This is a genomic window from Burkholderia sp. AU39826 (assembly GCF_020419965.1).
Taxonomy (GTDB): Bacteria; Pseudomonadota; Gammaproteobacteria; order Burkholderiales; family Burkholderiaceae; genus Burkholderia; species Burkholderia semiarida.
The window spans coordinates 995,496-1,021,879 of the sequence record NZ_JAIZQG010000001.1 but is presented as its reverse complement, the minus strand read 5'-3'; the positions used below and the strand labels follow the sequence as shown (position 1 = coordinate 1,021,879).

The 26,384-nt window shown below is 68.3% G+C and carries 21 protein-coding genes; 15 read left to right on the top strand and 6 right to left on the bottom strand.

Going from position 1 to position 26,384, the window contains the following annotated elements; translation table 11 throughout:
* Position 1: 1 nt before the first annotated feature.
* Both LGM42_RS04525 and LGM42_RS04520 read right to left on the bottom strand, forming a co-directional pair.
* Positions 2 to 2,449 (bottom strand): mechanosensitive ion channel family protein, encoded by a 2,448-nt coding sequence (locus tag LGM42_RS04525; RefSeq protein ID WP_226231657.1) that lies wholly within the window; start codon positions 2,447 to 2,449, stop codon positions 2 to 4.
* Between the two features lie 348 nt (positions 2,450 to 2,797).
* On the bottom strand, positions 2,798 to 3,757 hold the full coding sequence (locus LGM42_RS04520) for an LLM class oxidoreductase (protein ID WP_226231656.1): 960 nt from the start codon (positions 3,755 to 3,757) through the stop codon (positions 2,798 to 2,800).
* 1,077 nt (positions 3,758 to 4,834) lie between these two features.
* On the opposite strand from LGM42_RS04520, the gene LGM42_RS04515 reads away from it, so the two are divergent.
* The 4 genes from LGM42_RS04515 to LGM42_RS04500 all read left to right on the top strand — a co-directional run bounded on the left by LGM42_RS04515 (position 4,835) and on the right by LGM42_RS04500 (position 8,412).
* Positions 4,835 to 5,722: an NAD-dependent protein deacetylase gene (locus LGM42_RS04515; RefSeq protein ID WP_226231655.1), complete on the top strand. Its 888-nt coding sequence runs from the start codon at positions 4,835 to 4,837 to the stop codon at positions 5,720 to 5,722.
* Positions 5,719 to 6,360, top strand: coding sequence for a DUF938 domain-containing protein (locus tag LGM42_RS04510; protein ID WP_226231654.1), 642 nt, complete (start codon positions 5,719 to 5,721; stop codon positions 6,358 to 6,360). Before LGM42_RS04515 ends, LGM42_RS04510 begins: the two co-directional genes overlap by 4 nt.
* A 97-nt stretch (positions 6,361 to 6,457) precedes the next feature.
* Complete coding sequence (gene gndA / locus LGM42_RS04505) at positions 6,458 to 7,870, top strand: NADP-dependent phosphogluconate dehydrogenase (protein ID WP_027791098.1); 1,413 nt, start codon at positions 6,458 to 6,460, stop codon at positions 7,868 to 7,870.
* 197 nt (positions 7,871 to 8,067) lie between these two features.
* Positions 8,068 to 8,412: a DUF4148 domain-containing protein gene (locus tag LGM42_RS04500; protein ID WP_059582861.1), complete on the top strand. Its 345-nt coding sequence runs from the start codon at positions 8,068 to 8,070 to the stop codon at positions 8,410 to 8,412.
* A gap of 110 nt (positions 8,413 to 8,522) precedes the next feature.
* Here LGM42_RS04500 and LGM42_RS04495 read toward each other — a convergent pair whose 3' ends face one another.
* Positions 8,523 to 8,843: a hypothetical protein gene (locus LGM42_RS04495; protein ID WP_011694691.1), complete on the bottom strand. Its 321-nt coding sequence runs from the start codon at positions 8,841 to 8,843 to the stop codon at positions 8,523 to 8,525.
* Positions 8,844 to 9,257: 414 nt separating this feature from the next.
* Here LGM42_RS04495 and LGM42_RS04490 point away from each other — a divergent pair, with 414 nt between their 5' ends.
* A complete protein-coding gene (locus LGM42_RS04490) occupies positions 9,258 to 9,992 on the top strand; it encodes a peptidoglycan DD-metalloendopeptidase family protein (protein ID WP_226223748.1) in 735 nt (244 codons plus the stop codon).
* A 66-nt stretch (positions 9,993 to 10,058) separates the two neighbouring features.
* Here LGM42_RS04490 and LGM42_RS04485 read toward each other — a convergent pair whose 3' ends face one another.
* Positions 10,059 to 10,697: a Pr6Pr family membrane protein gene (locus tag LGM42_RS04485; RefSeq protein ID WP_124657198.1), complete on the bottom strand. Its 639-nt coding sequence runs from the start codon at positions 10,695 to 10,697 to the stop codon at positions 10,059 to 10,061.
* Between the two features lie 224 nt (positions 10,698 to 10,921).
* On the opposite strand from LGM42_RS04485, the gene LGM42_RS04480 reads away from it, so the two are divergent.
* From LGM42_RS04480 to LGM42_RS04460, 5 genes are all read left to right on the top strand, one after another.
* On the top strand, positions 10,922 to 11,458 hold the full coding sequence (locus LGM42_RS04480) for a cytochrome b (protein ID WP_059582855.1): 537 nt from the start codon (positions 10,922 to 10,924) through the stop codon (positions 11,456 to 11,458).
* Between the two features lie 156 nt (positions 11,459 to 11,614).
* The gene (locus LGM42_RS04475; RefSeq protein ID WP_226231653.1) at positions 11,615 to 11,983 is read left to right on the top strand and encodes a DUF2946 domain-containing protein; all 369 of its coding nucleotides are present in this window, start codon (positions 11,615 to 11,617) and stop codon (positions 11,981 to 11,983) included.
* Between the two features lie 83 nt (positions 11,984 to 12,066).
* Positions 12,067 to 14,199, top strand: coding sequence for a TonB-dependent copper receptor (locus LGM42_RS04470; RefSeq protein WP_413227405.1), 2,133 nt, complete (start codon positions 12,067 to 12,069; stop codon positions 14,197 to 14,199).
* A 221-nt stretch (positions 14,200 to 14,420) separates the two neighbouring features.
* Positions 14,421 to 15,515: an esterase/lipase family protein gene (locus LGM42_RS04465; RefSeq protein WP_060311245.1), complete on the top strand. Its 1,095-nt coding sequence runs from the start codon at positions 14,421 to 14,423 to the stop codon at positions 15,513 to 15,515.
* A gap of 3 nt (positions 15,516 to 15,518) precedes the next feature.
* The gene (locus tag LGM42_RS04460) at positions 15,519 to 16,553 is read left to right on the top strand and encodes a lipase secretion chaperone (RefSeq protein ID WP_226231651.1); all 1,035 of its coding nucleotides are present in this window, start codon (positions 15,519 to 15,521) and stop codon (positions 16,551 to 16,553) included.
* A 27-nt stretch (positions 16,554 to 16,580) separates the two neighbouring features.
* Here LGM42_RS04460 and LGM42_RS04455 read toward each other — a convergent pair whose 3' ends face one another.
* Complete coding sequence (locus tag LGM42_RS04455; RefSeq protein WP_226231650.1) at positions 16,581 to 18,101, bottom strand: PLP-dependent aminotransferase family protein; 1,521 nt, start codon at positions 18,099 to 18,101, stop codon at positions 16,581 to 16,583.
* 107 nt (positions 18,102 to 18,208) lie between these two features.
* Here LGM42_RS04455 and LGM42_RS04450 point away from each other — a divergent pair, with 107 nt between their 5' ends.
* The 5 genes from LGM42_RS04450 (at position 18,209) to LGM42_RS04430 (ending at position 24,364) form a co-directional block, all read left to right on the top strand.
* Entirely contained in the window at positions 18,209 to 19,315 is a 1,107-nt protein-coding gene (locus LGM42_RS04450) for an ABC transporter ATP-binding protein (protein ID WP_059582835.1), read from the top strand.
* A gap of 76 nt (positions 19,316 to 19,391) precedes the next feature.
* On the top strand, positions 19,392 to 20,438 hold the full coding sequence (locus LGM42_RS04445) for an ABC transporter substrate-binding protein (protein ID WP_226231649.1): 1,047 nt from the start codon (positions 19,392 to 19,394) through the stop codon (positions 20,436 to 20,438).
* A 102-nt stretch (positions 20,439 to 20,540) separates the two neighbouring features.
* Positions 20,541 to 21,815 (top strand): ABC transporter permease, encoded by a 1,275-nt coding sequence (locus tag LGM42_RS04440; RefSeq protein WP_060311243.1) that lies wholly within the window; start codon positions 20,541 to 20,543, stop codon positions 21,813 to 21,815.
* Between the two features lie 37 nt (positions 21,816 to 21,852).
* Positions 21,853 to 22,689: an ABC transporter permease gene (locus tag LGM42_RS04435; RefSeq protein WP_226231648.1), complete on the top strand. Its 837-nt coding sequence runs from the start codon at positions 21,853 to 21,855 to the stop codon at positions 22,687 to 22,689.
* Between the two features lie 256 nt (positions 22,690 to 22,945).
* On the top strand, positions 22,946 to 24,364 hold the full coding sequence (locus tag LGM42_RS04430) for an MFS transporter (protein WP_226231647.1): 1,419 nt from the start codon (positions 22,946 to 22,948) through the stop codon (positions 24,362 to 24,364).
* A 64-nt stretch (positions 24,365 to 24,428) separates the two neighbouring features.
* Here LGM42_RS04430 and LGM42_RS04425 read toward each other — a convergent pair whose 3' ends face one another.
* Positions 24,429 to 26,162 carry a protease pro-enzyme activation domain-containing protein gene (locus LGM42_RS04425; RefSeq protein WP_060967743.1) on the bottom strand — a complete coding sequence of 578 codons (1,734 nt, stop codon included), beginning with the start codon at positions 26,160 to 26,162 and terminating at the stop codon, positions 24,429 to 24,431.
* Positions 26,163 to 26,384 lie beyond the last annotated feature (222 nt).

Here is a 26,384-nt window from a genome sequence, read left to right as displayed (position 1 = left end):
ATCAGCCCGGCTTGCGCTCCGCTCCGTCGGGCGACGGCGGCCGGGCTGCCGGTTCGGCGGCATTCCGCGTATCGGGGCGCGCGTCGTTCTCATCGTTGCCGACAGGCCGCGATCCATCCGCATAGGCTACGACGCTGCGCTGCGGATTGGCGATCCGGATCCCGCGTTCGCGGAACGTTTCCGCGATCCGCCGGTTGAATTCGCGCTGCACGCTCCAGCGCGCCGAGTCCGTGCACTGGATCTGCCCGGCCAGCGCGAGCGCCGCGCCATCGACCTGATCGATACCCCAGTAGCTGAAATCCGACAGGATGCCGTCGTGGTATTTCGGATCGTCGCGCAACGCGGCGCCGATTTCCTTCAGCGTCGCGATCGCGCGGTCGATGTCCTCGCCGTACGCGATGCTGACCTTGACGGCCGCGTTGCCGAGCCCGCGATTCGTGTTGTTGACGGTCGTCACCGAGCTGAACGGGATCGTGTACAGCGACCCGTCGCCGGCGCGCAGCCGCACGGTGCGGATCGATAGGTATTCGACCGTGCCCGATACGCCGGCGAGCGTGACCCAGTCGCCGACCTGCATCGCGTTTTCCATCAGCAGGAAGATCCCGGTGATGAAATCCTGCACGAGCTTTTGCGAGCCGAACCCGAGCGCGACGCCGAAGATGCTGGCGCCGGCCAGCAGCGGGCCGACGTTTACGCCGAGTTCACTGAGGCCCGTCAGCACGACGACGAGCGCGATCATCACGAACAGCAGCGAGCGCAGCATCGGCAGCAGCGTGCGCAGCCGCGCCGCGCGCACCAGGTTGCCTTCGCGCGTCCAGCGTTGCAGGCGGCGCTCGATCGCGATGTTGGCCGCTTCCCACACGACGAGCGCGACGATCGCCGCGATCGCGATCGTCACCAGCGCGGACGCGAGGCGGTGTCCGATCGTGCCCGTCTCGAACGCGCGGAAGATCGGCACGCCCCAGATCTGCAGCAGCAGTACGACGGTCACGATGCCGATCGCGCCCGACACGATCTGGCGCAGCAGCGGGTAGTAGCGGTACGCGTGCAGATGAACGAGCGTGCGGTCGTCCTCGCGGCGCTGGAACAGCCGCGCGAGCGCGCCGAACACGACGATCGACACCATTCGCATCGCGATCATCACGGCGATCGAGCGGCCCCCGAGCGCGATCAGCACGCGGTAGCCGTTGTGGACGTCGAGCGCCCACACGAACCACAGCGCCATCACGATGAAGACCGAGACGGGCGCCCACGCGTCCGCGAGCGCGTTGCCGACGACGGTGAAGGTCGGCCGATCCGCGCCGGCGGCGCGGATGCGCGCCGCCACCGGCCGGCGGCACCGCAGGATCAGTACCGAGATCATCACGTGCCCGACGAGCGCGACGGCCTTCAGCAGCGCGACATGGCCGGCTTCGGTCAGGCCGAAGTTGGCGGCGATCTCGACGGCCGCCGTGCACGCGCCGACCACGATCACGATCCGCGCGATCGAGCGTTGCGCGAAATCGGCCCATGCGTCGCTGATATGCAGCAGCCGCAACTGCCGCGCATCGGGCTGGAAGAACAGCCGGCTGACGATGGTGACGAGCCGGCAGATCACGTAGATGTCGATCAATGCTTCGAGCGCGGATTCGATCGGCGTGTCCGCTTCATCGAGCAACGACATCGTCAGGCTCGCGACGCCGACGAACACGAGCAGCGGCACCGCGCGCAGCGCGAGACTCACGAGCGCGCGCGGCATCCGGTGCAGCAGCGTGGTGTGTCGGCGTGCGTGGCCTCGGCTTTGCGAGGATGGAGGGGCGGTGTCTGCCGTGCCTGCGGTTGCGGTGTCGGGCGCGGTGGACGTATCGGGCGGCGGCGTGTTGCCCTCGTCCGAGGCGGCGGAATCGGACGCCGCGCGGCGCGCGGCCAATGCAGCCAGCGCGCGTCGCAGCAGCCGCTTCGCGAGCCATTCGACGAAGAGCGCGGGCACGAGCACCGCGAGGAGGATCACGAGCGTGTGAGTGAGGTCCGCACGCTGGTCGGCGCGCACGAGCCTGTCGTGCCACCAGCTTCCCACCGACCCGATATCGAGCAGCGAGCGCAGCGATTCCTGCAGTGCATTGCCGATCTGGGCGGCCCAGCGCGATCCCTGGCGAACGAGCATCGATGCGAGCCCGTTCGACGTGAGCGCCGCCGGCGCCGCGGCAGCCGATGCGCCGCTGGCAGGTGCGGCGCTTGCCGGCACGGCGGGCGCGCTCAACGCGCCGACGGCCGCGATGGCGCGCAGCGTCGTTTCGACCTGTGCGCGCTCGCGCGGGTTCTCGAGCACATTCAATGCCTGCCGCGCCTGCTGCGGCGTCAGTGCGGGCTCGGCGCCGGAGGCGGCCGACGCGGCGGCCGGAGCGGGCGCGGCCGCGTGGGCGGCCGAGACGACGGCGGCGAGCAGCCAGCCGAGGAGAAGATGTCGCATGGAGTGGGAAGGCGGTGCGTATCGTCACGCGGCCCGCCGGGCTGAACGATGGACGGAAGTTAACATGATTGCGACCGGGAGCGAATAGTTCCGTCGCAGACGATTCGGATCGGGTATGAACGGGGCTGTGCGGGCGCTGGCCGTGCATGTCCGCCAGTCATGTATCTGATACCTGATGCAGGCTGCCGCCGTCCGGCATCGGCGGGAACGTCCCGCTTTCCCGATCGCAGGGGAGCCGCCTGTAACGCGTGTCTTTCGATGCCGACTCGCGATGCGTTGCCCGGCGAGCGTTCGTCCGGCCGCGACCCGCGCTCGCATCACGTCATCTGGATTTGGATTCCTGATGAATCACGCTTGCTCGTCGTGAAATACCGGCAGGACATGTTCGGCGATTTCTTCGATGACATCGCGCACGGGCCGGTCCGATCCTAGGTTCAGCGTGACATGGTGCGTACCTTCCGCACGCATGTCCCGCAGGATATCGACCAATGCGCGGCGCCCGGTTGCATAACCGAGCGGCAGCGCGGTGGCGGGCGTATCCGGACTGGCGGCGAGGTCGAGCCGCATCGCGACGCCGAACGCGCGAAATGCCGGCGAGGCGAGCCGGTCGACCGCTGCGCGCCACATCGAATAGCGGGCGCGCTGCGTATCCGGATCGCGGTGATACGTCATCCAGCCGATCGAATGCCGTGCGATCCAGTCCACGCTCTGCCCGCCCGAGCCGACCGCAAGCATCGGCACCGCGTCGGCGCCGCGCGGCAGCAGCGTGAATTCGGGCGCATCGGGCGGCGCTTCGTCCGGCCGCACGCGCGACGGTACGCCGAGTGCGGCCGCGACGACGTCCCAGTGCGCGCGATAGCGGTCGCGCCGCGTTTCCGCGTCGACGCCGAACGCCGCATATTCGGGCGGCCGGTCGCCGGAGCCGAGCCCGAGGATGAAGCGCCCGCCCGACAGCGTCGCGACCGACAGCGCGCCTTTGGCGATATGCAGCGGATGACGCAGCGGCAGCACGATCGCGCCGCTGGCGAGTGCGATCCGGCGGGTGCGCGCCGCGAGCGCGCCGAGCAGCACCCACGGGTCGAGGTGGCCGACCGGGTCGGGATAATCCGCGCTGTTCAGCGGCACGTCGCGAATCCACAGCGCGCGAAAGCCGAGCGAATCGGCCCGCGCCGCGAGTTCGAGCTGTTCGTTGAAGTCCGCGACGACGTGGCCGCTGCGCAGGAGCGGAAGCGTGAGGCCGATCGACAGCCGCCCGGCCGAAAACACGGGATGCGCGACGTCGGGGTGGGCGGCAGCGACTGAGGTCATGGCGGTTCCTTGGAGGCGAGGCGGCGGGAACGCGCGGCGTTCCCTATGTAAAGAGACTCTAGCGTGTTTGCGCGATGGACGAGCGGGACGGCCAAGCTCGCGCTATCCGGCCCGCGGGGACGTGCCGCGCGGCGCCAAACGTAGGGCGATCTCAAGGCGATCGTAAGGTGATCGACCGCCCGGCTCGGGGGCCGCACGACGACGCCCGGCGGGCCCGGCGATACGTTTCAGTTTCGAAACGTTCGCGCTTTCTGGCGGGGTGCGATGCTTGTTCGCGGTCTTGCAGGTGCCCGCGAGGCCTTGCGGCATGAAGCATGGTGCGCTCCTTGCATGGTTGTATGTGCCGTGAGCGCGATCGCGGGCGAAGTCGATCCCGGCAATCGCTTCAGTGGGTCGGATGTATCGGAGACGGGGACAAGAGAATGAAAAAAGACCGAAACGCAACGAATCGTGTTGCAAACATGAATCGCCGACCTGCCAGGGTAGTCGCTTCGCCGTTGATGACGGCGACGTGAACGAGCGGCTTTCCGTTCCATCCGGGCAATCGGGTTCGTTCTGAACGACGGCGTGTATGCGTGACGCACGAGGCCGACCAGTGCCGATCGGCCGTCGACGATGAACCGCGAACGCAGGCGGATGGTCGCGGCCTGGATCCCGGAATCGTCATGCCATGGCGCCACGCACGTCGTCGCGCGGCGAATCCATTTGCACGCCGTGCATCGTGTCGGCGTGACGAGCCAGCCGAACAGGATCGAATCGGGAAAGCCGGTGACGCGCCGATGTGCGCGGCAGCGCGGAACACGAAGTCCGGGGAACGTCCGTCGATCGCGGTACGACGGGCGTCGCAACATTGTGCTGTCAGTTGATCCACTACCCCGATGGATCAATTGTTGAAGCGCCCGTCGCCGAGCGGCGATGGGCGTCTTTTTGCGGGTTTTTCGTGCCCCGGCTTGCCGCGGCGGCGGCCCACCCGATCGCGCGGCGTTCTGTATCATGTGCTGGCATGCGTGGCCAGCCCGTGCGGGCGCACGGCCTGCCGGCACGACCGATCACGTTGCCAACATGAACGATAAAGCCTTGCCCGATTCCTCCCTCGCCGACGTCGATCCGGCCGCGCTCGATGCGCTGCACTCGTTCGTCGAGCGTCATCCGCGCCTGCTCGTGCTGACCGGCGCGGGCATCAGCACCGATTCCGGCATTCCCGGCTACCGCGACCGCAACGGCCAATGGATGCGCTCGCCGCCGATCCAACTCCAGGAATTCCTCGGCTCCGATGCCGCGCGGCGCCGCTACTGGGCGCGCAGCATGATCGGCTGGCCGGTCGTCGGGCGCGCGCGGCCGAACAGGTCGCATGTCGCGCTGGCGCGGCTCGGCGGCGCGGGCCGGATCGAGCGCCTCGTCACGCAGAACGTCGACGGCCTGCATCAGCGCGCAGGCAGCGACGACGTGATCGAGCTGCACGGCGGCATCAACGGCGTGACCTGCCTCGACTGCGGCGCGCATCACGCGCGCGCGACGATCCAGGCCGTGCTCGAAGCCGACAATCCGGATCTGCTGGGCGCGCAGGCCGAGCCGGCCGCGGACGGCGACGCGCATCTCGAATGGGCCGCGCTCGATACGTTCCACATCCCGGCGTGCCCCGCGTGCGGCGGGCTGCTGAAGCCGGCGGTGGTGTTCTTCGGCGAGAACGTGCCGCGCGAGCGCGTGGCGCTGGCGTCGCAGGCGCTCGACGCGGCCGACGCGCTGCTCGTCGTCGGCTCGTCGCTGATGGTGTATTCCGGCTACCGCTTCTGCGTGTGGGCGCAGGCGCAGCACAAGCCGGTTGCCGCCCTCAATCTCGGCCGTACGCGCGCCGACCCGATGCTGACGTTGAAGGTCGAGGCGCACTGCGCCCCCGCGCTCGACGCGCTCGTGGCGCGGCTGGGGCTCGGAAGCAACAGCCACACGACGGAGCATGCATCGTGACCGGCGCCGCTTCCTCGCCCGATCCGTCCGCGCGGCTGTCGGCGCCGGCGGCCGAACGCAATCGCGGGCCGATCCTCGACGTGCTGCGCCGCGTGCTGCCGGCGAGCGGCAGCGTGCTCGAAATCGCGAGCGGCACCGGGCAGCACGTCGTTCACTTCGCGCAGGCGTTGCCGGGCCTGCACTGGCAGCCGAGCGATCCCGACGCGCAGGCGCGGCGCTCGATCGCGGCGTGGATCGCGCACATGGGCCTCGCGAACGTCGCCGGCCCGCTGGCGTTCGACGTGCGCGACACGCCGTGGCCGGTCGCGGCGCTCGACGCGATCGTCTGCATCAACATGATCCACATCTCGCCGTGGGCCTGTACGGAAGCGCTGTTCGCGGGCGCGTCGCGCGTGCTGAGGCCGGACGGCGTGCTGTTCCTGTACGGCCCGTACCGTCGCGAAGGCCGCCATACGGCGCCGTCGAACGCGGCCTTCGACCAGCAGTTGCGCGACCGCGACCCGTCGTGGGGCGTGCGCGATCTCGAGACGGTGGTCGCGCTCGGGCTCGATCGCGGGCTCGACTGCCGCGAGGTCGTCGAGATGCCGGCGAACAACCTGAGCGTCGTGTTCCGGCGCCTGCCGCACGCGGAGCAATGACACGCAAGCGCGCAGCGCCGCCGGGTTTCCTCTATCCTTTCGCCTGTGCGCGCGGCCCGGCTCGGGTCGCGCCCCGTTTTTTCCGGAGAATTGACTAATGGGCAAACAAGCAATCGGTGTGATCGGGCTCGCGGTGATGGGCCGCAATCTCGCACTCAATATCGAGAGCCGCGGTTACGCGGTATCGGTGTACAACCGCAGCCGCGAGAAAACCGACGAACTGATCGCCGAATTCCCCGGCCGCAATCTGGTGCCGACCTATACGCTCGAAGAGTTCGTCGCGTCGCTCGAAACGCCGCGCCGGATCCTGATGATGGTGAAGGCCGGGGAAGCGACCGATGCGACGATCGCATCGCTCAAGCCGCTGCTCGAGAAGGGCGACGTGCTGATCGATGGCGGCAACACGCACTTCACCGACACGATCCGCCGCAACCAGGAACTCGCGCAGTCGGGCCTGCATTTCATCGGCACCGGCGTGTCGGGCGGCGAAGAGGGCGCGCTGCGCGGCCCGTCGATCATGCCCGGCGGCCAGCGCGACGCGTACGACCTCGTCGAGCCGATCCTCAAGCAGATCGCCGCGAAGGCGCCGTCGGACGGCGAGCCGTGCGTCGCGTACATGGGCCCGGACGGCGCGGGCCACTATGTGAAGATGGTGCACAACGGCATCGAATACGGCGACATGCAACTGATCGCCGAGAGCTACTCGGTGCTGAAGGACGTCGCGGGCCTGACCAACGACGAACTCGGCGCCGTGTACACCGAATGGAACCAGGGCGAGCTCGACAGCTACCTGATCGAGATCACGTCGAAGATCTTCGGGAAGAAGGACGAAGAGACCGGCAAGCATCTGGTCGACGTGATCCTCGATCGCGCCGCGCAGAAGGGCACGGGCAAGTGGACGAGCCAGAACGCGCTGGATCTCGGCGTGCCGCTGCCGCTCATCACCGAGTCGGTGTTCGCGCGCGTGCTGTCGTCGCTGAAGACCGAGCGCGTCGCGGCCAGCAAGATCCTGTCGGGCCCGGCCGCCGCGCCGTTCGACGGCGATCGTGCCGCGTTCGTCGAAGCGGTGCGCCGCGCGCTGTATCTGAGCAAGGTGATCTCGTACGCGCAGGGCTTCGCGCAGTTGCGCACGGCGTCGGAAGAATACGGCTGGAACCTCGACCTCGGGACGATCGCGAAGATCTTCCGCGCGGGCTGCATCATCCGCGCGCGCTTCCTGCAGAAGATCACCGACGCCTATGCGAAGGATCCGGCGCTCGCGAACCTGCTGCTCGACCCGTATTTCAAGGACATCGCCGCGAACTACCAGACGGCGCTGCGCGACGTCGTGGTGGCCGCGGTGAAGGCCGGCGTGCCGGTTCCCGCCTTCGCATCGGCGGTCGCGTATTTCGACAGCTATCGTTCCGAGCGGCTGCCGGCGAACCTCGTGCAGGCGCAGCGCGACTTCTTCGGCGCGCACACGTTCGAGCGCACCGACAAGCCGGGCAGCTTCCACGCGAACTGGTCGTAACCGGCTTGCGGCGACATTGTTGCGAAAATCTATTCTTTGAATAGGGTTTTTCTATCCCGGATGCTGACATTGTTGGCTCCGGGGAAACAGTGTTTTCGCTCTTTCATGGTTTTCCCTAGGTGCTGTCGGGACTAAACTCTGTTCCATCGCTGCAGACATGGTGTGTGCGGCGGAGCAAAAAAATCCCGGAGGTAATCATGAAATCGCTGATCGCAACGTTCGCTGCTGCTGCTGTCCTCGCCGTTCCCGCCGTCTCGTTCGCCCAACAAAACGCGCCCGTCACCCGTGCCCAGGTGAAGGCCGAGCTGGTCCAACTGCAACAGGCCGGCTACAAGCTGGGCAGCGACCGGACGAACTACCCGGAAGGCATCCAGGCTGCTGAAGCCCGCGTGAACCCGCAACAGAACGTCGCCGCGGCCGACACGACCGGCTACGGTGCGCAACCGGCCGCTGGCCAGGAATCGGGCGCGCCGGCTCCGGCCAAGACCGGCTGGCAAGTCAAGCGCGTCTCGGACGGCGCACCGGTCTACAAGGGTCGTTAATGGTTCGGCCGCGCTGGCGACCGCATCCGACCCTCTGTCGTACAAAAGCCCGTCGTACCGCATAGCGGTACGGCGGGCTTTTTCATTGGCGGCGCGCGATGCGCGGCCGTTCAGTGCAGCGGGCGCCTGCCGCGCCCGATATCGCGGAACAGCGCTTCGGCCGGCTCCAGTACCTGCAGCCACGTTTCGTCGTAACCGCTCAGCGTATCGAGCGCGTCGCGCAGCCGCTCGATCGCGAGGACCGGCAGCTCGACGCTGTGGCGCGTGGCGCCGGTCAAATGCGTGACGCTCGCCAACTGGACGAGCGCATCGGCCGCTTCGGCGACGTCGGTCGCGAACAACAGGTGCCGGTTGAGCAATTCGACCAGACCGCTGGAACCGGCGAAATCGTCGGCGTCGAGCTGCACGGAGAGAAACGTCGCGTTGTTCATTGTCATCCTCGTCGTTGTCGTTGGATTCGCGCTGCGCATCACCGAGTATAGGCGGGGATCGAAGCGGACAATATGACGGCGCCGAGACGGCGGGCAAGGGCGGCCGCGCCAGCGGAAAACCCCCAAACCGCCCGCCGGCACGGCCCGCAGGCGACCGGCGCCCTCCGTGCGACGCCGCAGGATTGTTTCCGGGTCGGGCAACTGCCGGGGCGTTGACCGCGACAAATGGTATCTTTGCCGATCGGGACGACGCGAAAAAGGGGCCGGTGAGCTCATTCGCGTCGACGTTCCGCTGTGGAAACTGACGGCCGCGCAAGCGGTCGGATACTGATTGATCCGGCCGTTCGGCCGGACATCGTGCGTCGCGCGCCGGAGGGCGGTGCGCGGCGCAACGACGCAAATCCGGGAGGACCCTTGAGAGAAACTATTCCCATCCACGACGCGCTCACGCGCTGGCTGCCGCAGGCGGCGCTCGTTGCCGCGGCCATCGCGCTGACGGGCTGCACGATGACGCCGTGGACCGACAACTGGCAGCCCGCCCGCCAGCCGGCGTCCACGTCGGCGGCGACGCCGGGCGTGATCGCCGGCTATTACCGCGTGAACCCGGGCGATACGCTGGCGGGCATCGCGAGCGCCTACGGGCAGCGCGTGCAGGACGTCGCCAGCTGGAACCACATGGCGCCCACCGATGCCGTGTCGCCCGGCCAGGTGCTGCGGGTCGCGCCGCCGCCGGCTGCGACCTCGTATGGGCAGCCGCCCGCGTCGGCCGCCCAGCCGGGCTCGCTCGCATGGCCGGCCACGGGTGTCGTCGCGACGCCGTTCTCGGCCGGCAAGACGCGCGGCGTCGTGATCGCCGCATCCGGGCCCGACCGTTCGGTGCGGGCCGCGGCGAACGGGCGCGTGGTGTACGCCGGCTCCGGCGTCCAGGCGTACGGTCCGCTCGTGATCCTGAAGCACGACAACGGGCTCATCACGGCCTACGGGCACAACGGCAAGCTGCTCGTCAACGAAGGCGACGCGGTGCGCCAGGGTCAGCCGGTCGCTGAAATGGGCACCGACGCGAGCGGTCGTTCGACGTTCGAGTTCGAAGTCCGCCAGAACGGCAAGGTCGTCGATCCGATGAACTTCCTGCCGCGCAACGGCCGCTGATCGCCCGCATCGCCACGTGTGCGCCGGGCGGCGCACACGTTCCCGCTTCTTTCCTCTTTTCCGTCTTCATCCTTCCTTAAGCGTCGCGCTGCCAGACTGTCTCGCATGATTCCCGAGCCAGCAAATGCCCAGCGCGAGCGCCGCCGCGCCGAGCGCGATCATCGAACACTGGATCGCGACCGGCAGGTAGCCGTGCGGCCGCGGATCGACGAACGGATACGGATACCAGTTCTCCACCGCGCCGCGCACGAGCGTATAGCCGAGATAGACGACCGGAAAGCCGAGCCACGCGAACGCACTGCGGCGCGGAATCGGCGAGCGCGGTTCGACATACAGCCAGTCGCACAGCACCACGAGCGGCACGATCCGGTGCAGCACCCAGTTGTTGAACGCCGGCGTGACGTGGCGCAGCGCATCGAGCCGCGCGAGCAGCAGCTCGTAGACGATCGCGGTGATCAGCACGTACAGTACCGCCGCGCCGCGCATCGATTCGTAGCGGGCGGAGCCGGGGCGCGCGATGCGCGACAGCCCCGCGGCCAGCATCGCGGCCGCGTAGAGGCTGCTCAGTTGCGTGAAGTAGCTGAGGTAGTTGCCGAGATGAAAGTCCGGCAGGCGCCAGTAGTCGGCGACGCTGTGCAGCGTGGTGGACACCGCGAGCAACGCGGCGATCAGCCGGTAGGCCGCAACGAAGAACGCCTTGCTCATGATGCCCGCGCGCCGTCGCACCAAAGCTTCATCGTGCCACAGCCGCCCGGGCGCGCGATGCGGATTTTCCATAGGGCGGCCATTGTGCGGCGCGCGTCGACGATGGATCGGATATTTGACCGCGTCGTGCAAAGCCGGACGCCCGTGCGGCTACAATCGTCACAGCTTTGCCGGGCGCAGGCCGGTGGCCCGCACCTCTCCCCGAATACGACACGAGACGAAGCATGAAAAACATCCTCGCGAAACAGACGCGCTACAGCTCGCCCGCGATCTTCTTCCACTGGGCCGTCTTCCTGCTGGTCGCGCTCGCCTATCTGGCCATCGAGATCCGCGGACCGAAGGGCAGCGACAGCCGCGCGTTCTGGATGAACGTGCATGTGACGGCCGGTACGTGCGTCCTCGTGCTGTCGGTGCTGCGCGTGCTGTGGCGCGTCGTCAGCCGCGTGCCGGAACCGGTTGCGCAGGCGGCGCTGCTGCGCTGGCTGTCGAAGCTCGCGCATTTCGCGCTTTATGCGTTCATCATCGCGCAGCCGCTGCTCGGCATCATGACGATCAACATGGGCGGCAAGCCGGTGTCGCTCGACTGGCTCGGCGTGTCGTTTACGCTGTTCGGCCCCGACAAGGCACTGCGGCCGACGATCAAGGAAGCGCACGAGCTGATCGGCAACGCGTTCTACTTCGTGATCGGTCTGCATGCGCTGGCCGCGCTCTATCATCACTTCATCCGGCGCGACGACGTGTTGCGGCGCATGGCGCCCTGATCATCCGCCGCCGGCGCGCATCGCATGCGGGGGGGCGCATGGTTGTGTTGACAACCATGCGCCCCCGGTTCGTTTACCGTCGTCCGCACTGGTCATCACGTTGAACATTCTGTAACATCTCGGCTGTTTTTACGTTCCGCTTACGCGTCGCCGTCCATGCTGTACCGACATCGTCACCTGACTGCCTGGCTTGGCCTGCTCGCGATCTGGATCGCGATCGCGGCGCCGCTGGTGTCGCAGTGGCGTATCGCGCAGGCGGCCACGCCCGAGGCGATCGTCTGCAGTACCGAGCATGGTGCGCATCATTCATCCGATGCGGGCGGCGTGCACGATCATGCGCTGCATCTCGACGCGTGCGGCTACTGCGCTTTCTTCGCGCATAGCCCGGCGATCGGCGCGCCTGCCGCCGCGTCGGTCGAATCCATTCCCGTCGTTTCCATTGCCGCCGCCGCGTCGCCTGCCGTAGCGGCGCGCAGCGACCGCTATCCGCGCGCCTATCCGCGCGCACCGCCCGAGCGCGCCTGACGCGTTTCTTTCCGTTCCTATCACCGCCGATATCCGTGCGGCCCGCCAAGGGCGCGTGGAGGGCGTCACTCGGGCTTTCGATCATGATCCATTCCCAGTTGCGTGCGCCGCGGGCGCCCCGCAATGCCTGTGCGCGGCCTCTGCCGCGCATGCTGAAACTCACCGTTCCGGCGCTGGCCGCCGGCGCGCTCGCCGCGAGCACCGCCGCGGCCGAAACCGTGCCTGCTGCCGGCGCGGCGACGGCCGACGCGGCCGCGCTGTTGCCGCCCGTCGAAGTCGTCGCGTCGCCGCTGTCGACGCCGCTCGTCGTCGTCACGGATCCGAAGGCGCCGCGCCAGCCGCTGCCCGCCAGCGACGGCGCCGATTACCTGAAGACGATCCCCGGCTTCACGTCGATCCGCAGCGGCGGCACGAACGGCGACCCCGTGCTGCGCGGGATGTTCGGGTCGCGGCTGAACATCCTGGCGAACGGGATGCCGACGCTCGGCGCGTGCCCGAACCGGATGGATGCGCCGACGTCGTACATCGCACCGGAAAGCTATGACAAGGTCACCGTCGTGAAGGGGCCGCAGACCGTGCTGTACGGTCCGGGCGCGTCGGCCGGCACCGTGCTGTTCGAACGTGTGACACCGCGTTTCGAGCGCCCCGGCATGCGCTTCGACGGCAGCCTCGTCGGCGGGTCGTTCGGCCGCAACGACCAGAACGTCGACCTGAGCGCCGGCACGCCGGACGTCTATGGCCGCGTGACCGCGAACCACGCGCATTCGCAGGACTACCACGACGGCAACGGCAACACCGTGCCGTCGCAGTGGGACAAGTGGAACGCCGATGCGGCGCTCGGCTGGACGCCCGACGACCATACGCGCGTCGAGCTGACCGCCGGCACCGGCGACGGCTATGCGCGCTACGCCGGCCGCGGGATGGACGGTGCGCATTTCCGCCGCGAGACGTTCGGCCTGTCGTTCGACAAGCGGCATCTCGGCGACGTGCTCGACCGGATCGAGGCGCGCGTGTACTACAACGAAGCCGATCACGTGATGGACAACTACACGTTGCGGCAGCCTGACCCGACGAGCAGCATGCCGATGCGGATGGCCGCGGACGTGCGGCGCCGCACGGTCGGCGCGCGCGCGGCCGCGACGTTCCGCTTCGGCGACGACGTCAAGCTCGTCACGGGCGTCGATGCGCAATCGAACCGGCTCGATTCGCGTTCGTCGATGGGGCGGCAGAACTACCGCGACCAGCCGTGGAATGCGCAGGCGACGATGTGGAACGCGGGCGTGTTCGGCGAGCTGACCTGGTATGCGAGCGACGTGTCGCGCGTGATCGGCGGCGCGCGCGCCGACTATGCGAGCGCACGCGACAAGCGCGCGACGACGAGCGGCATGATGAAGAGCAAGCCGAACCCGACTTTCGACGACGACCGGTCGAGGGTGCTGCCGAGCGGCTTCGTGCGCTACGAGCGCGATCTCGCGTCGCTGCCCGTCACGTGGTACGCCGGGATCGGCCACGCGGAGCGTTATCCGGACTACTGGGAACTGTTTTCCGCGACGCGCGGGCCGGCCGGCTCGGTCAACGCATTCTCGGCGGTGCAGCCGGAGAAGACCACGCAGCTCGATATCGGCGCGCAATACAAGAGCGACCGGTTCGATGCGTGGGTGTCCGCGTATGCGGGTTACGTACAGGACTTCATCCTGTTCAACTATGCAGCCGGCATGATGGGCGCGACCACGCAGGCCACTAACGTCAACGCGCAGATCATGGGCGGCGAAGCCGGCTTGTCGTGGCGGCCGGTCGCCCCGCTGCGCGTCGAGACGTCGCTCGCGTATGCGTGGGGGCGCAACGTGGCGAGCGGCGATCCGCTGCCGCAGATGCCGCCGCTCGAGGCGCGCATCGGGCTCGAATACACGCGCGGCGCATGGTCGGCGGGCGGCCTGTGGCGCATCGTTGCGCCGCAGCATCGCTATGCGCTGAACGCGGGCAACGTGGTCGGCAAGGACTTCGGTCCGAGCGCCGGATTCGCCGTGCTGTCGCTGCATACGCAGTACAACGTCAGCAAGACCGTGCAGATCTCGGTCGGCGTCGACAACGTGCTGAACAAGGCCTACACCGAGCATTTGAACCTCGCCGGCAACGCCGGCTTCGGCTATCCGGCGAATGCGCCGGTGATGGAGCCGGGGCGTACCGCGTGGGTGCGCGTGAGCGCGAAGCTGTAGCGAGCCACGCGTGTGTGCGTCGCAGCATGCGCGTGCCTGGGCGCCGCACCGCCCGAACGGGCGGCGCGCGTCAACCGATTAGAGAACCGTATCTAGTCGGGGCGCAAACGTTCGCGAGTCGTGCTTCACTCCCGCATTCGACACACGCGGCGCGCGCGATGCGGCGTGCGTGTCGATCCGGTGTCATTCGCACCGGCAGCACAATAACCAGGAGAACATGCATGGCCAAATCGATGCGTTCCAGGGTAATGGCAGGGGCAGTGGCATGCGCGATGAGCGTCGCGCCGTTCGCGGGGACGACCGCACTGACGACGCTCGCGACGACGCATACGGCGATGGCGGCAACCGCGCCCGCCGACGACTATGCGACGACGCGCTATCCGATCATTCTCGTGCACGGGCTGACCGGCACCGACAAGTATGCGGGCGTACTCGACTACTGGTACGGTATCCAGGAAGACCTGCAGCAGCATGGCGCGACCGTCTACGTCGCGAACGTGTCGGGCTTCCAGAGCGACGACGGCCCGAACGGGCGCGGCGAGCAGCTGCTGGCCTACGTGAAGACGGTGCTCGCCGCGACCGGCGCGACCAAGGTCAATCTCGTCGGTCACAGCCAGGGCGGGCTGACGTCGCGCTATGTCGCGGCCGTCGCGCCCGATCTCGTCGCGTCGGTGACGACGATCGGCACGCCGCATCGCGGCTCCGAGTTCGCCGACTTCGTGCAGGGCGTGCTCGCGTACGATCCGACCGGGTTGTCGTCGACGGTGATCGCCGCGTTCGTCAATGTGTTCGGGATCCTGACGAGCAGCAGCCACAACACGAACCAGGACGCCCTCGCCGCACTGAAGACGCTGACGACCGCGCAGGCGGCCACCTACAATCAGAACTATCCGAGCGCGGGCCTCGGCGCGCCCGGCAGTTGCCAGACCGGCGCGCCGACGGAAACCGTCGGCGGCAACACGCATCTGCTGTATTCGTGGGCCGGCACGGCGATCCAGCCGACGCTTTCCGTACTCGGCGTGACGGGGGCGACGGACACGAGCACCATTCCGGTCGTCGATCCGGCGAACGCGCTCGACGTGTCGACGCCCGCGCTGTACGGCACGGGCACGGTGATGATCAACCGCGGCTCGGGCCCGAACGACGGGCTCGTGTCGAAGTGCAGCGCGCTGTATGGCCAGGTGCTGAGCACGAGCTACAAGTGGAACCATGTCGACGAGATCAACCAGCTGCTCGGCGTGCGCGGCGCGTATGCGGAAGATCCGGTCGCGGTGATCCGCACGCATGCGAACCGATTGAAGCTCGCGGGCGTGTGATCGATGGCGGCACGTGAAGGGCGCGCGCCGCTCGCGCGGCGCGCTGCAATCTATGGTGTCGTGGGGCTGGCGGCGATTGCCGGCGTCGCGATGTGGAGCGGTGCGGGATCGCATCGAGGCACGGGCGCGACGAGTGATGCGCAGGATGCGGCCGCGGTCGGGGGCGTAGCCACCGCCGCACCGCAGGCCGCCGCGCCGGCGAGGGCGGGCCTGCCGCCGTCGCTCGCCGGCTCCAGCGCGCCGCGGTTGCCGCTCGATGCAGGCGGCCATCTCGCGAAATCGCGCGCGGTGCGCGATTTCTTCGACTATTGCCTGACCGCGCAGAGCGACCTGAGCGCGGCCGCGCTCGACGCGTTCGTCGTCCGCGAAATCGCCGCGCAGCTCGACGGCACGGTCGCGCAGGCCGAGGCGCTCGACGTGTGGCACCGGTATCGCGCGTATCTCGACGCGCTCGCCCAATTGCCCGATGCCGGCGCGGTCGACAAGTCCGACCCGGGTGCGTTGCAGCTCGCGCTCGACCAGCGCGCGTCGCTTGCGTACCGCACGCTCGGCGACTGGAGCCAGCCGTTTTTCGGCGCGGAGCAGTGGCGGCAGCGCTACGACCTCGCACGATTGAAGATCGTTCAGGATCGCTCACTGACGGACGCGCAGAAGGCCGAACGGCTCGCGGCGCTCGAACAGCAGATGCCGGCCGACGAACGCGCGGCGCGGCAGCGGGTGGAGCGGCAGCGCGCCGCGATCGACCAGATCGCGCAATTGCAGAAGAGCGGCGCGACGCCCGACGCGATGCGCGCGCAACTGACGCAGACCCTCGGCCCCGAGGCGGCCGCACGCGTCGCGCGGATGCAGCAGGACGACGCGTCGTGGCAGAGCCGTTACGCGGACTACGCGGCGCAGCGTGCGCAGATCGAGTCGGCCGGCCTGTCGCCGCAGGACCGCGACGCGCAGATCGCCGCGCTGCGGCAGCGCGTGTTTACGAAGCCCGGCGAAGCCGTGCGCGCGGCATCGCTCGATCGTGGAGCGGGAAGCGCGCATTGATCCGCGCGCCGCCGCGCGCGGCGGGCGTCATGCCGCGCGCGAGATGTTGCGTGGCAGATGTTGCTCGATGGCACGGGCGAGCGTGTCGAACGCGGGCCGGATGCCTTCGTGCGGGACGCATGCATAGCCGAGCAGCAAACCCTGCCGCGCGGTGTCGGCATTGCTGTAGTAGCTGGTGAGCGGGCGCACGATCACGCCGGCGTCGAATGCACTCTGCGTGACCGTGCGATCGTCGCACGCATCGGGCAGGCCGAGCACCAGGTGCAGGCCAGCCTCGTCGCCCATCACGGGCAGCGCGTCGCCGAAGCGCGCGCGGATCGCGTCGATCATCAGTTGCCGGCGCTCGCCGTACAGCGTGCGCATGCGTCTGACGTGCGACGTGAGGTGGCCGTCCATGATGAATTCGGCGAGCACGGCCTGCTGCATCAGCTGGCCTTCGCGGTACAACTCCGACAGCCCCGTGCGGAAGGTGTCGACCAGATGCTCGGGCACGACCATGTAGCCCATCCGCAGCCCCGGGAACAGCATCTTGCCGAGACTGCCGACGTAGATCACGCGGCCGCCGTCGTCGAGCCCCTGCAGCGACGCGAGCGGGCGGCTGCCGTAGCGGAATTCGCTGTCGTAGTCGTCCTCGATGATCCAGCAGCGGTGCTGGCGCGCATATTCGAGCAGCATGCGGCGCCGCGCGAGGCTCATCACCATCCCGAGCGGGTACTGGTGCGACGGCGTGACGAGCACGAGCCGCGGCGGATGCTGCATGTCGCTCGCGCGCGGGTCGAGCCCTTCCTGGTCGACCGGCACCGGCGCGAGCGTGAGGCCGGCCGCCTGCAGGACGCTGCGCACGCCCCAGTAGCACGGCTCCTCGACCCACGCGCGATCGCCGATGTCGGACAGCAGCCGCACCGCGAGATCGATCGACTGATGGATGCCCGTCGTGATGATCACCTGGTCCGGCGAGCATTTGACCGAGCGCGCGACGCGCAGGTAATCGGCGAGCGCGCGCCGCAGCGGGCGGTAGCCGCCGCCCGGCGCATAGGTCAGCAGCTCCGGATTGGCCTCCTTCCACAGCCGTGCCTGCAGGCGGCTCCACGTGCGGCTCGGGAATTCCGACACGTCCGGCACGCCCGGCATGAAGGCGCCCCACTGGCGCCGCGAGACGCCCGCATGCTCGACCAGTTGCCGCCCGCGCATCGACAGGCTGCCCTGCGCGTCGGGCGGCGGGAGTTCGCCGGCCGTTGACGGCGGCGCGGCGCCCGGTACGCGGATCGCGGCGGCGTCCGGCCGCGTGTCGGCCACGTAGGTGCCGCTGCCGGTGGTCGTCAGCACGTAGCCTTCGGCGGTCAGCTGGTCGTACACGTGCAGCACGGTATTGCGTGCGATCGACAGGTCGCCCGCGAGCGTGCGCGAACTCGGGAGCTTCGTCCCTGGCCCCAATTCCCCGGTCAGGATGGCCTGCTGCATCAGTTGCAGCAGTTGCCGGTACATCGGCTCGGACGAGTTGCGGTCCAGACGGGCGGACAGCCAGTCGGCGAGGATCACGGTATCCAAAGTGGTCCTACTAGGAATATTGAAATGGTTCCCTAGTATAGAACCGTGCGGGCCGTATAGTGGCTCGCATCTCAAAATCAATTGGCGCGGAACCAGGGGACAGCACGATGAAGTCCGATGATGTAATCGTCAGCTTTCGCGGCGTGCGGAAGACCTACGACGGCGAGACGCTGGTCGTCAAATCGCTCGACCTCGACATCCACCGAGGGGAATTCCTGACGCTGCTCGGGCCGTCCGGCTCGGGCAAGACCACCTGCCTGATGATGCTGGCGGGCTTCGAGTTCCCGACGGGCGGCGAGATCCGCCTCGACGGCGAGCTGCTGAACAACGTGCCGCCGCACAAGCGCAACATCGGCATGGTGTTCCAGAACTACGCGCTGTTTCCGCACCTGACGGTCGAGCAGAACGTCGCGTATCCGCTGACGGTGCGCAAGCTGCCGGCCGGCGAGCGTGCGGAGCGCGTCGCGCATGCGCTGAAGATGGTGCAGATGGAGCGCTTCGCGAAACGCTATCCGGCGCAACTGTCGGGCGGCCAGCAGCAGCGCATCGCGCTGGCGCGCGCGCTCGTGTTCGAGCCGAAGCTGGTGCTGATGGACGAGCCGCTCGGCGCGCTCGACAAGCAGTTGCGCGAACACATGCAGTACGAACTGAAGGCACTGCACGAAAAGCTCGGCGTGACCTTCGTGTACGTGACGCACGACCAGGGCGAGGCGCTGACGATGTCCGATCGCGTCGCCGTGTTCGACAAGGGCATCGTGCAGCAGCTCGACACCGTCGACCGCCTGTACGAATCGCCGTGCAACGAATTCGTCGCGAACTTCATCGGCGACAGCAACCGGCTGCGCGGCACCATCGCGCGCGTCGACGGCGAATTCTGCGAGTTCCGGCTCGACGACGGCACGAAGCTCGTCGGCCGCCATATCGGCGAAGCCGCCGAGGGCGCGGCGGCCGTCGCGTGCATCCGCCCCGAACGCATGAGCCTCGCCAACGGCCTCGCGAACGGTCACCAGAACGGCGCCGCCGCCAACCGCGTGACCGGCGAGGCGCGCAGCCTCATCTATTTCGGCGATCACGTGCGCATGCGCTGCGCGCTGCCGGGCCAGGACGAATGCTTCGTGAAGGTGCCGCTCGGCACCGGCGCGCTCGACGCGTTCTCGCCCGGCGCACCCGTCTCGCTTGCGTTCTCGCCCGAACACCTGCGCGTGTTCGCGTGAGCATGGCTCACCCGGTTTCCCGTAGCACGTCGTCAACAACAAAGCCCACTTCCACCACGAGAGGAGAGGAACCATCATGAAACGAGCAAGCTTTACCGCGCGCCGCACGGCGCTCGCGCTGGCGCTGGTCGCGTTCGGCGCATCGGCCGCCGCTGCCGAACTCACGGTCGTCAACTTCGGCGGCGCGAACGGCGACGCGCAGAAGGTCGCGTTCAATCAGCCGTTCGAGAAGGCGACCGGCAACAAGGTCACGGCCGTCGAATACAACGGCGAGCAGGCGAAGGTGAAGGCGATGGTCGAGGCCAAGCACGTCAACTGGGACGTGGTCGAAGTCGAATCGGGCGACCTGAACCGCGGCTGCGACGAAGGGTTGTACGAGAAGCTCGACTGGTCGAAGATCGCGAAGAAATCCGACCTGATTCCGGAAGCGCCGCAGGTGTGCGGCGTCGGCTTCTTCGTATGGTCGACCGCGCTGTCGTACAACGCGGACAAGCTGAAGTCCGCGCCGACCGGCTGGGCCGATTTCTGGAACGTGAAGAAATTCCCCGGCAAGCGCGGGATGCGCAAGGGCGCGCGCTACAACCTCGAATTCGCGCTGATGGCCGACGGCGTCGCGACGAAGGACGTCTACAAGGTGCTCGGCACGAAGGCCGGCCAGGATCGCGCGTTCAAGAAGCTCGACGAGCTGAAGCCGTACATCCAGTGGTGGGAAGCGGGCGCGCAGCCGCCGCAGTTCCTCGTCGCCGGCGACGTCGTGATGTCGACCGCGTACAACGGCCGCATCGACGCCGCGCAGAAGGAAGGCAAGAACCTGAAGGTCGTGTGGAACGGCAGCATCTACGACCTCGACTACTGGGCGATTCCGAAGGGTTCGCCGAACAAGGCGCTCGCCGAGCAGTACATCGCGTACACGCTGACGCCGAAGCCGCAGCAGGCGTATGCACAGCACATCGCGTACGGCCCGACGAACGTCGCGGCGATCAAGTCGCTCGACGCGAAGACGCTCGCGAACCTGCCGAACTCGCCGGCCAACGGCAAGAACGCGGTACTGGAGGACATCGGCTTCTGGACCGACCACAGCGACGAGCTCGAACAGCGCTTCGCCGCGTGGGCAACGAAGTAACCGGTCGGGCATCCTGAAGGATGCCGTGATGCAACCGGCCGCGCGACGCGTCGAACCCGTCGCGCGGCCTTCCGCCGGAACGTGCCCGGCCGGAGAGAACCGTTGAATACGATCACGATCGCGCCTTCCTCGCCGTCGACCGCCGCGCTCAAGCGCGAGCTGAAGGCCGCCGAGGCGCGCAAGCGCACGATGGCGCTGCTGCTGGTCGCGCCGCTCGCGATTTTCCTGCTGCTGATCTTCGTCGTGCCGATCGGCACGCTGCTCACGCGCGCGGTGCAGAACCCGGAAATCGCGACCGCGTTGCCGAACACGGTCGCCGCGTTGTCGGGCTGGGACCGCAAGACGCCGCCGGCGGACGCCGCGTATGTCGCGCTCGCGGCCGACATGACGAAGGTGGCCGACAGCGAGGCGATGGGCGCGCTCGCGCGGCGCCTGAACACCGAGATCCCCGGTTATCGCTCGCTCGTCGCGAAGACGGCACGCGCGATGCCGTTCAAGGGCGACGGTAACGCGGGCGACGCGGCGCTGACGCCCGCGCAGACGCGCGCGAAATTCATCGATCTCGACGCGCGCTGGGGCGAGCCCGCGTACTGGCAGGCGATCGCGAAGAACGGCAGCCAGGTGTCGCCGTTCTATCTGCTCGCCGCGCTCGACCACAAGCAGGACGGCTTCGGCCATATCGTGCAGGCCGATCCCGATCAGTCGATCTACCTCGCGATCTTCGGGCGCACGTTCGTGATCGGCATCGCCGTCACGCTGTTCGCGCTGCTGCTCGGCTATCCGCTCGCGTACTGGATCTCGACGCTGTCGGAACGGCGCGCGAACCTCGTGATGATCCTCGTGCTGATTCCGTTCTGGACGTCGGTGCTCGTGCGCGTCGCCGCATGGATCGTGCTGCTGCAGAGCGAAGGGCTCATCAACACGGCGCTGATCGGCAGCGGGCTGATCTCGCATCCGCTCACGCTGCTGTTCAACCGCGTCGGCGTGTACATCTCGATGACGCACATCCTGCTGCCGTTCATGATCCTGCCGCTCTACAGCGTGATGAAGTCGATTCCGCCGACCTACCAGCGTGCGGCCGTGTCGCTCGGCAGCCATCCGTTCGCCGCGTTCTGGCGCGTGTACGTGCCGCAGACGTATCCGGGCGTCGGCGCGGGCGCGCTGCTCGTGTTCATCCTCGCGATCGGCTACTACATCACGCCCGCGCTGCTCGGCGGGCCGAACGACCAGATGGTCAGCTACTACGTCGCGTACTTCACGAACGTGACGATCAACTGGGGCATGGCGTGTGCGCTCGGCGGGCTGCTGCTCGCGGCGACGCTCGTGCTGTATGCGGTGTACGGGCGCTTCACGCGCTCGAACGTGAGCCTCGGCTGAGCGCCGGGCACAGGAAAACGGGAAGGGGATGCCGACCATGAAACTCGCCAGGCCGCTGTTCGCGCCGCACATGTCGTTCGTCGAGCGCGCGTGGTACGCCGCGTTGCGCGTGCTCGTCGTGCTGACGCTGCTGTACCTGATCCTGCCGGTGCTCGCGATCGTGCCGCTGTCGTTCTCGTCGAGCACGTTTCTCGTGTATCCGATTCCAGGCTTTTCCACGCGCTGGTACGAGAACCTGATCGCGTCGGACGAGTGGCGGATGGCCGCGAAGAACAGCTTCATCGTCGCGCCGTCGGCGACCGTCGTCGCGACCGTGCTCGGCACGCTCGCGGCCATCGGCCTGACGAAGGCCGACTTCCGCGGCAAGGCGCTGCTGATGGCCGTGCTGCTGTCGCCGATGATCGTGCCTGTCGTCGTGGTCGGCGTCGGCATGTACCTGTTCTTCGCGCCGCTCGGGCTCGCGAATACCTACACGGGGCTGATCGCCGCGCACGCGGCGCTCGGCGTGCCGTTCGTCGTGACGACGGTGGCCGCGACGCTGCAGGGCTTCAACCAGAACCTCGTGCGCGCGAGCCTGTCGCTCGGCGCGAATCCGGTGTCGACCTTCTTCCGCGTGACGCTGCCGGTGATCGCGCCGGGCGTGATGTCGGGCGCGCTGTTCGCGTTCGCGACGTCGTTCGACGAAGTGGTCGTCACGCTGTTTCTCGCGGGCGCGGACCAGACGACGCTGCCGCGCCAGATGTTCACGGGCATTCGCGAGAACATCAGCCCGACGATCGCCGCGCTCGCGACGATCCTGATCATCTTCTCGACGAGTTTGCTGCTCGCGCTCGAATGGCTGCGCGGCCGCAATGCGCGGCGTGCGGTGTCGTAAATAGCGGCGACCGGCCGCGTGCCGTTCGGCGGGCCGCGAGTGCGCGGGTCGTTGCGTCTGCATCGATGCCGCGCGCCCGCCGCGGCGCGCCGAATCTTTCGTTTCGCTGACTGACGAAGCGGCCGCCTGCACGATCGATGCGGCTCTGCAACAATACGGCTCGCGGTGCCGCGCGTTCCCGTGCTGCTGCACGGAGCGTCCGGCGCCGCGCCGCTCAATCCGCGACGCCGCGCGTCGCTCGTCAGCCGAGCCCATCTTGTCCGAATTCGCTTCCCCCGCCGGCGCGCACGAGCCGGCCGTCAACTGGCGCGCGATGTCCGCCGTGCTGCTGGCCGTCGCGCTCGCGACGCTCGACACCGCGATCGCGAACACCGCGCTGCCCGCGATCGCCGCCGACCTGCACGCGTCGCCGGCCGCGTCCGTGTGGATCATCAACGCGTACCAGCTCGCGATGGTCGCGACGCTGCTGCCGTTCGCGTCGCTCGGCGACATCGTCGGCCACAAGCGCGTGTATGTCGCCGGGCTGGCGGTGTTCACGCTGGCGTCGCTCGGTTGTTCGCTCGCGGCGACGCTGCCGATGCTGACGGCCGCGCGCATCGTGCAAGGCTTCGGCGCGAGCGCGATCATGAGCGTGAACGTCGCGCTGATCCGCGGCCTGTTCCCCGCGCACCGGCTCGGGCGCGGCGTCGGCTTCAACGCGCTCGTCGTCGGCGTGTCGTTCGCGGTGGGGCCGACGATCGCGTCGCTGATTCTCTCGGTGGCCGCATGGCCGTGGCTGTTCGCGGTGAACGTGCCGCTCGGCGTGTTCGCGCTCGCCGTGGCGATTCCGTCGCTGCCGCGGACGGCGCGCGGCAAGCATGTATTCGATCCGGTCGCCGCGCTGTTCAACGTGATCACGTTCGCATCGCTGATCTTCGCGCTCGGCGAATTCGCGCAGCGCGGGCCGCGCTCCGTCGTGTTCGCGGCGGCCGCGGTGGCGTTCGCGTTCGGCTGGCTGCTGATCCGCCGCCAGGCCGGGCACCCGGCGCCGATGCTGCCGGTCGACCTGTTCCGCCGGCCCGTGTTCACGCTGTCCGCGCTGACCGCCGTGTGCGCGTTCGCCGCGCAGGGGCTCGCGTTCGTGTCGCTGCCGTTCTATTTCGAAACCGTCCTGCATCGCAGCGCGGTCGAAACGGGCTTCCTGATGACGCCGTGGTCGGCGGTCGTCGCGCTCGCCGCGCCGATCGCGGGGCGGCTGTCGGATCGTTATCCGCCCGGGCTGCTCGGCGCGATCGGCCTCGCGCTGCTGAGTGCGGGGATGGTGTCGCTCGCCGCGCTGCCGGTGTCGCCCGGCGTCGTCGACATCGGCTGGCGGATGATGCTGTGCGGCGCGGGCTTCGGCTTCTTTCAGTCGCCGAACCTGAAGGCGCTGATGTCGAGCGCGCCGCCCGAACGCAGCGGCGGCGCGAGCGGGATCATCGCGACCGCGCGGCTGATCGGGCAGGCGACGGGCGCGGCGCTGGTTGCATTGTCGTTCGGGATCGCGGGCCGCCACGGGCCGACGCTTGCGTTGATGCTCGGTGCGGGGTTCGCGGGCGCGGCGAGCGTCGCGAGCGGGCTGCGGCTGTTCGCGCCGTCGCATCGGGCCGGCGCGCCGGTCGTGTCGGAGCGCGTGAAGGAGCCGGCGGCGGAGTAGCGCGCGGCACGGCCACAACCGGCGCGCGGCAAGCCATCGCCGCGCGCCGGCTTTCATGCATCGCTCAGAACCCGCCCGACTTGATCAGCTGGTTGAGGTTCGCGATGTTCAGGCTGCCGAAGCCGGTCGTCAGATCCCAGCCGGTGCCGGCCTTGTAGCCATACCCCTGATAGCCGTTGTTGCCCGACACGACGTCATAGCGCACGAGCGACGGATGCGACGGAATGTCCGCATAGAAGTTGCCGGCCGGGAAGCCGAGGCCCGTGCCGTTCGCCGCGAGCAGCCGCGCCCAGAAGCCCGTGAAGATCGGTGCGGCGAGACTCGTGCCGCCGATCTGCTGCAACTGGCCGTAGTTGTAGATGTACGCGCCCGTGCTTTGCGCGGCATCGAACGCGACGTCCGGCAACCGGCGATTGCTGCCCGATTGCCACGACGGCGCGGGCAGGATCGAGCTGACGCCGCCGCCCGTTGCCCACAGCTTGCCGTTCGAATCGAGCCCTTCGTTCCACACGGTCTCGTTCGAGAACGCACCGGCCGACGTCGTGTACAGCGTCGTGCCGCCGATCGCGAGCACGTGCGGCGACGAAGCCGGCCACGACACCGTGTAGTTCGAGCCGTCCGGATAGCCGCGGTTGTTGCACTCGTACACGCCTTCGTCGCCCGACGATACCGAGAACGTCTGGCCTTGCGCGGCTGCCGTCGTGAAGATCTGTTCCTCGGCGTCGAGCGTGCCGTCCGCGTCCGCATCGGTTTCGCACCAGCCGAGCGAGACGTTGATCACCTTCGCGGTGTTGTCCGACACCGCGCGGTTGAACGCCTGCGTGAGGCCGGTGTTGCCGGCGGCGTTCAGATCGGCCATGTAGAACACCAGCTTGCCGACCTGGCCGCCGGCCGAGCCGACGATCGACTGGCTGTCGAGATCCCATTCGCCCTGGCCGTCCTGGTCGTCGGCGTAGCTGCCGCCCGTGCCGTTGGTCTTGACGGTCTGCGTGGAGACCGTGCCGTAGCCGTTGCTCGACGTGAACTGCTTCAGGTCCTGCAGCGTCTGCGACACGCCGCCGATCGTGATGATGCCGACGGTCACGCCGGCGGCGGTCGGCACGCCGGTCGCGTTGTAGAGGCCCGGGAATTCCTTCGGATAGTGGCCCGTCGCCGTGCCGGCCGCGAGCGCCTGCGGCTTCGCCACGTTGCCGATGCGCAGCATCGGCCGCGCACGCGCGACACTTTGCAGCCCGAGCACCGAGCCGACGACGTCGCCGAGTGCGCGCGGCACCTGCGCGGTCGACGTGTTCGCGAAACCCGAGCGGCCCGCGTACTGGAAGTGCACGAGCGACGTGTTGAAGGCCGTCTTCACCGTGCCGGCCGTGCCGCTGGCGGAGACCAGCAGGCGGTTCGGCGCGACCTCGACATTCGTGAAGCCGCTCTTGTGCAGATAGTCGACGACCGACTTCACCTGCGCATCGGTCGGCGCGTAGTTCGCGAGGAACTGCTCGTGCGTCAGGTACTGGCGGTAATGCGCGCTGCCAGGCCGGTTCACGTCGCGCGCCAGTTGCTTGAGCTGCGCGGCGTTGCGCAGCTTCAGGCTGACGACGACGTTGGTCGTCTCGCCGGCCGCGAGTTCGAGCGACGGCGCCGCACTGCGCGCCATCAACTGCGGGCCGGTCAGAAAGGCTTTCGTATGGGTATCGACCCAATCCGTCGCCGCATGCGCCGCAGCGGCGGCGAACACGAGCGGTGCCACGCACGCCAGGCGGCGGGGCGACGGAAGGGGAAGGGCAAACCAGGCGTTCCTTTTCATCGGGAGTCCTTTTTTTGGAGAGGCGACGTTACTGGAACCCCCGGCCCTTGTGGGGCCGCGAGCGGTGACGAGCGTAGGGCGTCGATGCCGTTCGGGTAGCTGCCAGTTTCCATAGCTGTCAGTTCTGACAACCGGGCGCATGGCGGGCACGCGCGGCGTCGTACGCGACGGCGATGGTGGGCCGGGTGAGCGAACCGGTTTGCGGTACGACGGCGCGGCAAC

What these genes read in the sequence shown, in the direction of transcription:
- LGM42_RS04525 (WP_226231657.1), bottom strand. Translation starts at nt 2,449, where the DNA reads ATGCGACATCTTCTCCTCGGCTGGCTGCTCGCCGCCGTCGTCTCGGCC.
- LGM42_RS04520 (WP_226231656.1), bottom strand. Translation starts at nt 3,757, where the DNA reads ATGACCTCAGTCGCTGCCGCCCACCCCGACGTCGCGCATCCCGTGTTT.
- gndA (WP_027791098.1), top strand. Translation starts at nt 6,458, where the DNA reads ATGGGCAAACAAGCAATCGGTGTGATCGGGCTCGCGGTGATGGGCCGC.
- LGM42_RS04500 (WP_059582861.1), top strand. Translation starts at nt 8,068, where the DNA reads ATGAAATCGCTGATCGCAACGTTCGCTGCTGCTGCTGTCCTCGCCGTT.
- LGM42_RS04495 (WP_011694691.1), bottom strand. Translation starts at nt 8,843, where the DNA reads ATGAACAACGCGACGTTTCTCTCCGTGCAGCTCGACGCCGACGATTTC.
- LGM42_RS04485 (WP_124657198.1), bottom strand. Translation starts at nt 10,697, where the DNA reads ATGAGCAAGGCGTTCTTCGTTGCGGCCTACCGGCTGATCGCCGCGTTG.
- LGM42_RS04480 (WP_059582855.1), top strand. Translation starts at nt 10,922, where the DNA reads ATGAAAAACATCCTCGCGAAACAGACGCGCTACAGCTCGCCCGCGATC.
- LGM42_RS04475 (WP_226231653.1), top strand. Translation starts at nt 11,615, where the DNA reads ATGCTGTACCGACATCGTCACCTGACTGCCTGGCTTGGCCTGCTCGCG.
- LGM42_RS04470 (WP_413227405.1), top strand. Translation starts at nt 12,067, where the DNA reads ATGATCCATTCCCAGTTGCGTGCGCCGCGGGCGCCCCGCAATGCCTGT.
- LGM42_RS04465 (WP_060311245.1), top strand. Translation starts at nt 14,421, where the DNA reads ATGGCCAAATCGATGCGTTCCAGGGTAATGGCAGGGGCAGTGGCATGC.
- LGM42_RS04460 (WP_226231651.1), top strand. Translation starts at nt 15,519, where the DNA reads ATGGCGGCACGTGAAGGGCGCGCGCCGCTCGCGCGGCGCGCTGCAATC.
- LGM42_RS04450 (WP_059582835.1), top strand. Translation starts at nt 18,209, where the DNA reads ATGAAGTCCGATGATGTAATCGTCAGCTTTCGCGGCGTGCGGAAGACC.
- LGM42_RS04445 (WP_226231649.1), top strand. Translation starts at nt 19,392, where the DNA reads ATGAAACGAGCAAGCTTTACCGCGCGCCGCACGGCGCTCGCGCTGGCG.
- LGM42_RS04435 (WP_226231648.1), top strand. Translation starts at nt 21,853, where the DNA reads ATGAAACTCGCCAGGCCGCTGTTCGCGCCGCACATGTCGTTCGTCGAG.
- LGM42_RS04425 (WP_060967743.1), bottom strand. Translation starts at nt 26,162, where the DNA reads ATGAAAAGGAACGCCTGGTTTGCCCTTCCCCTTCCGTCGCCCCGCCGC.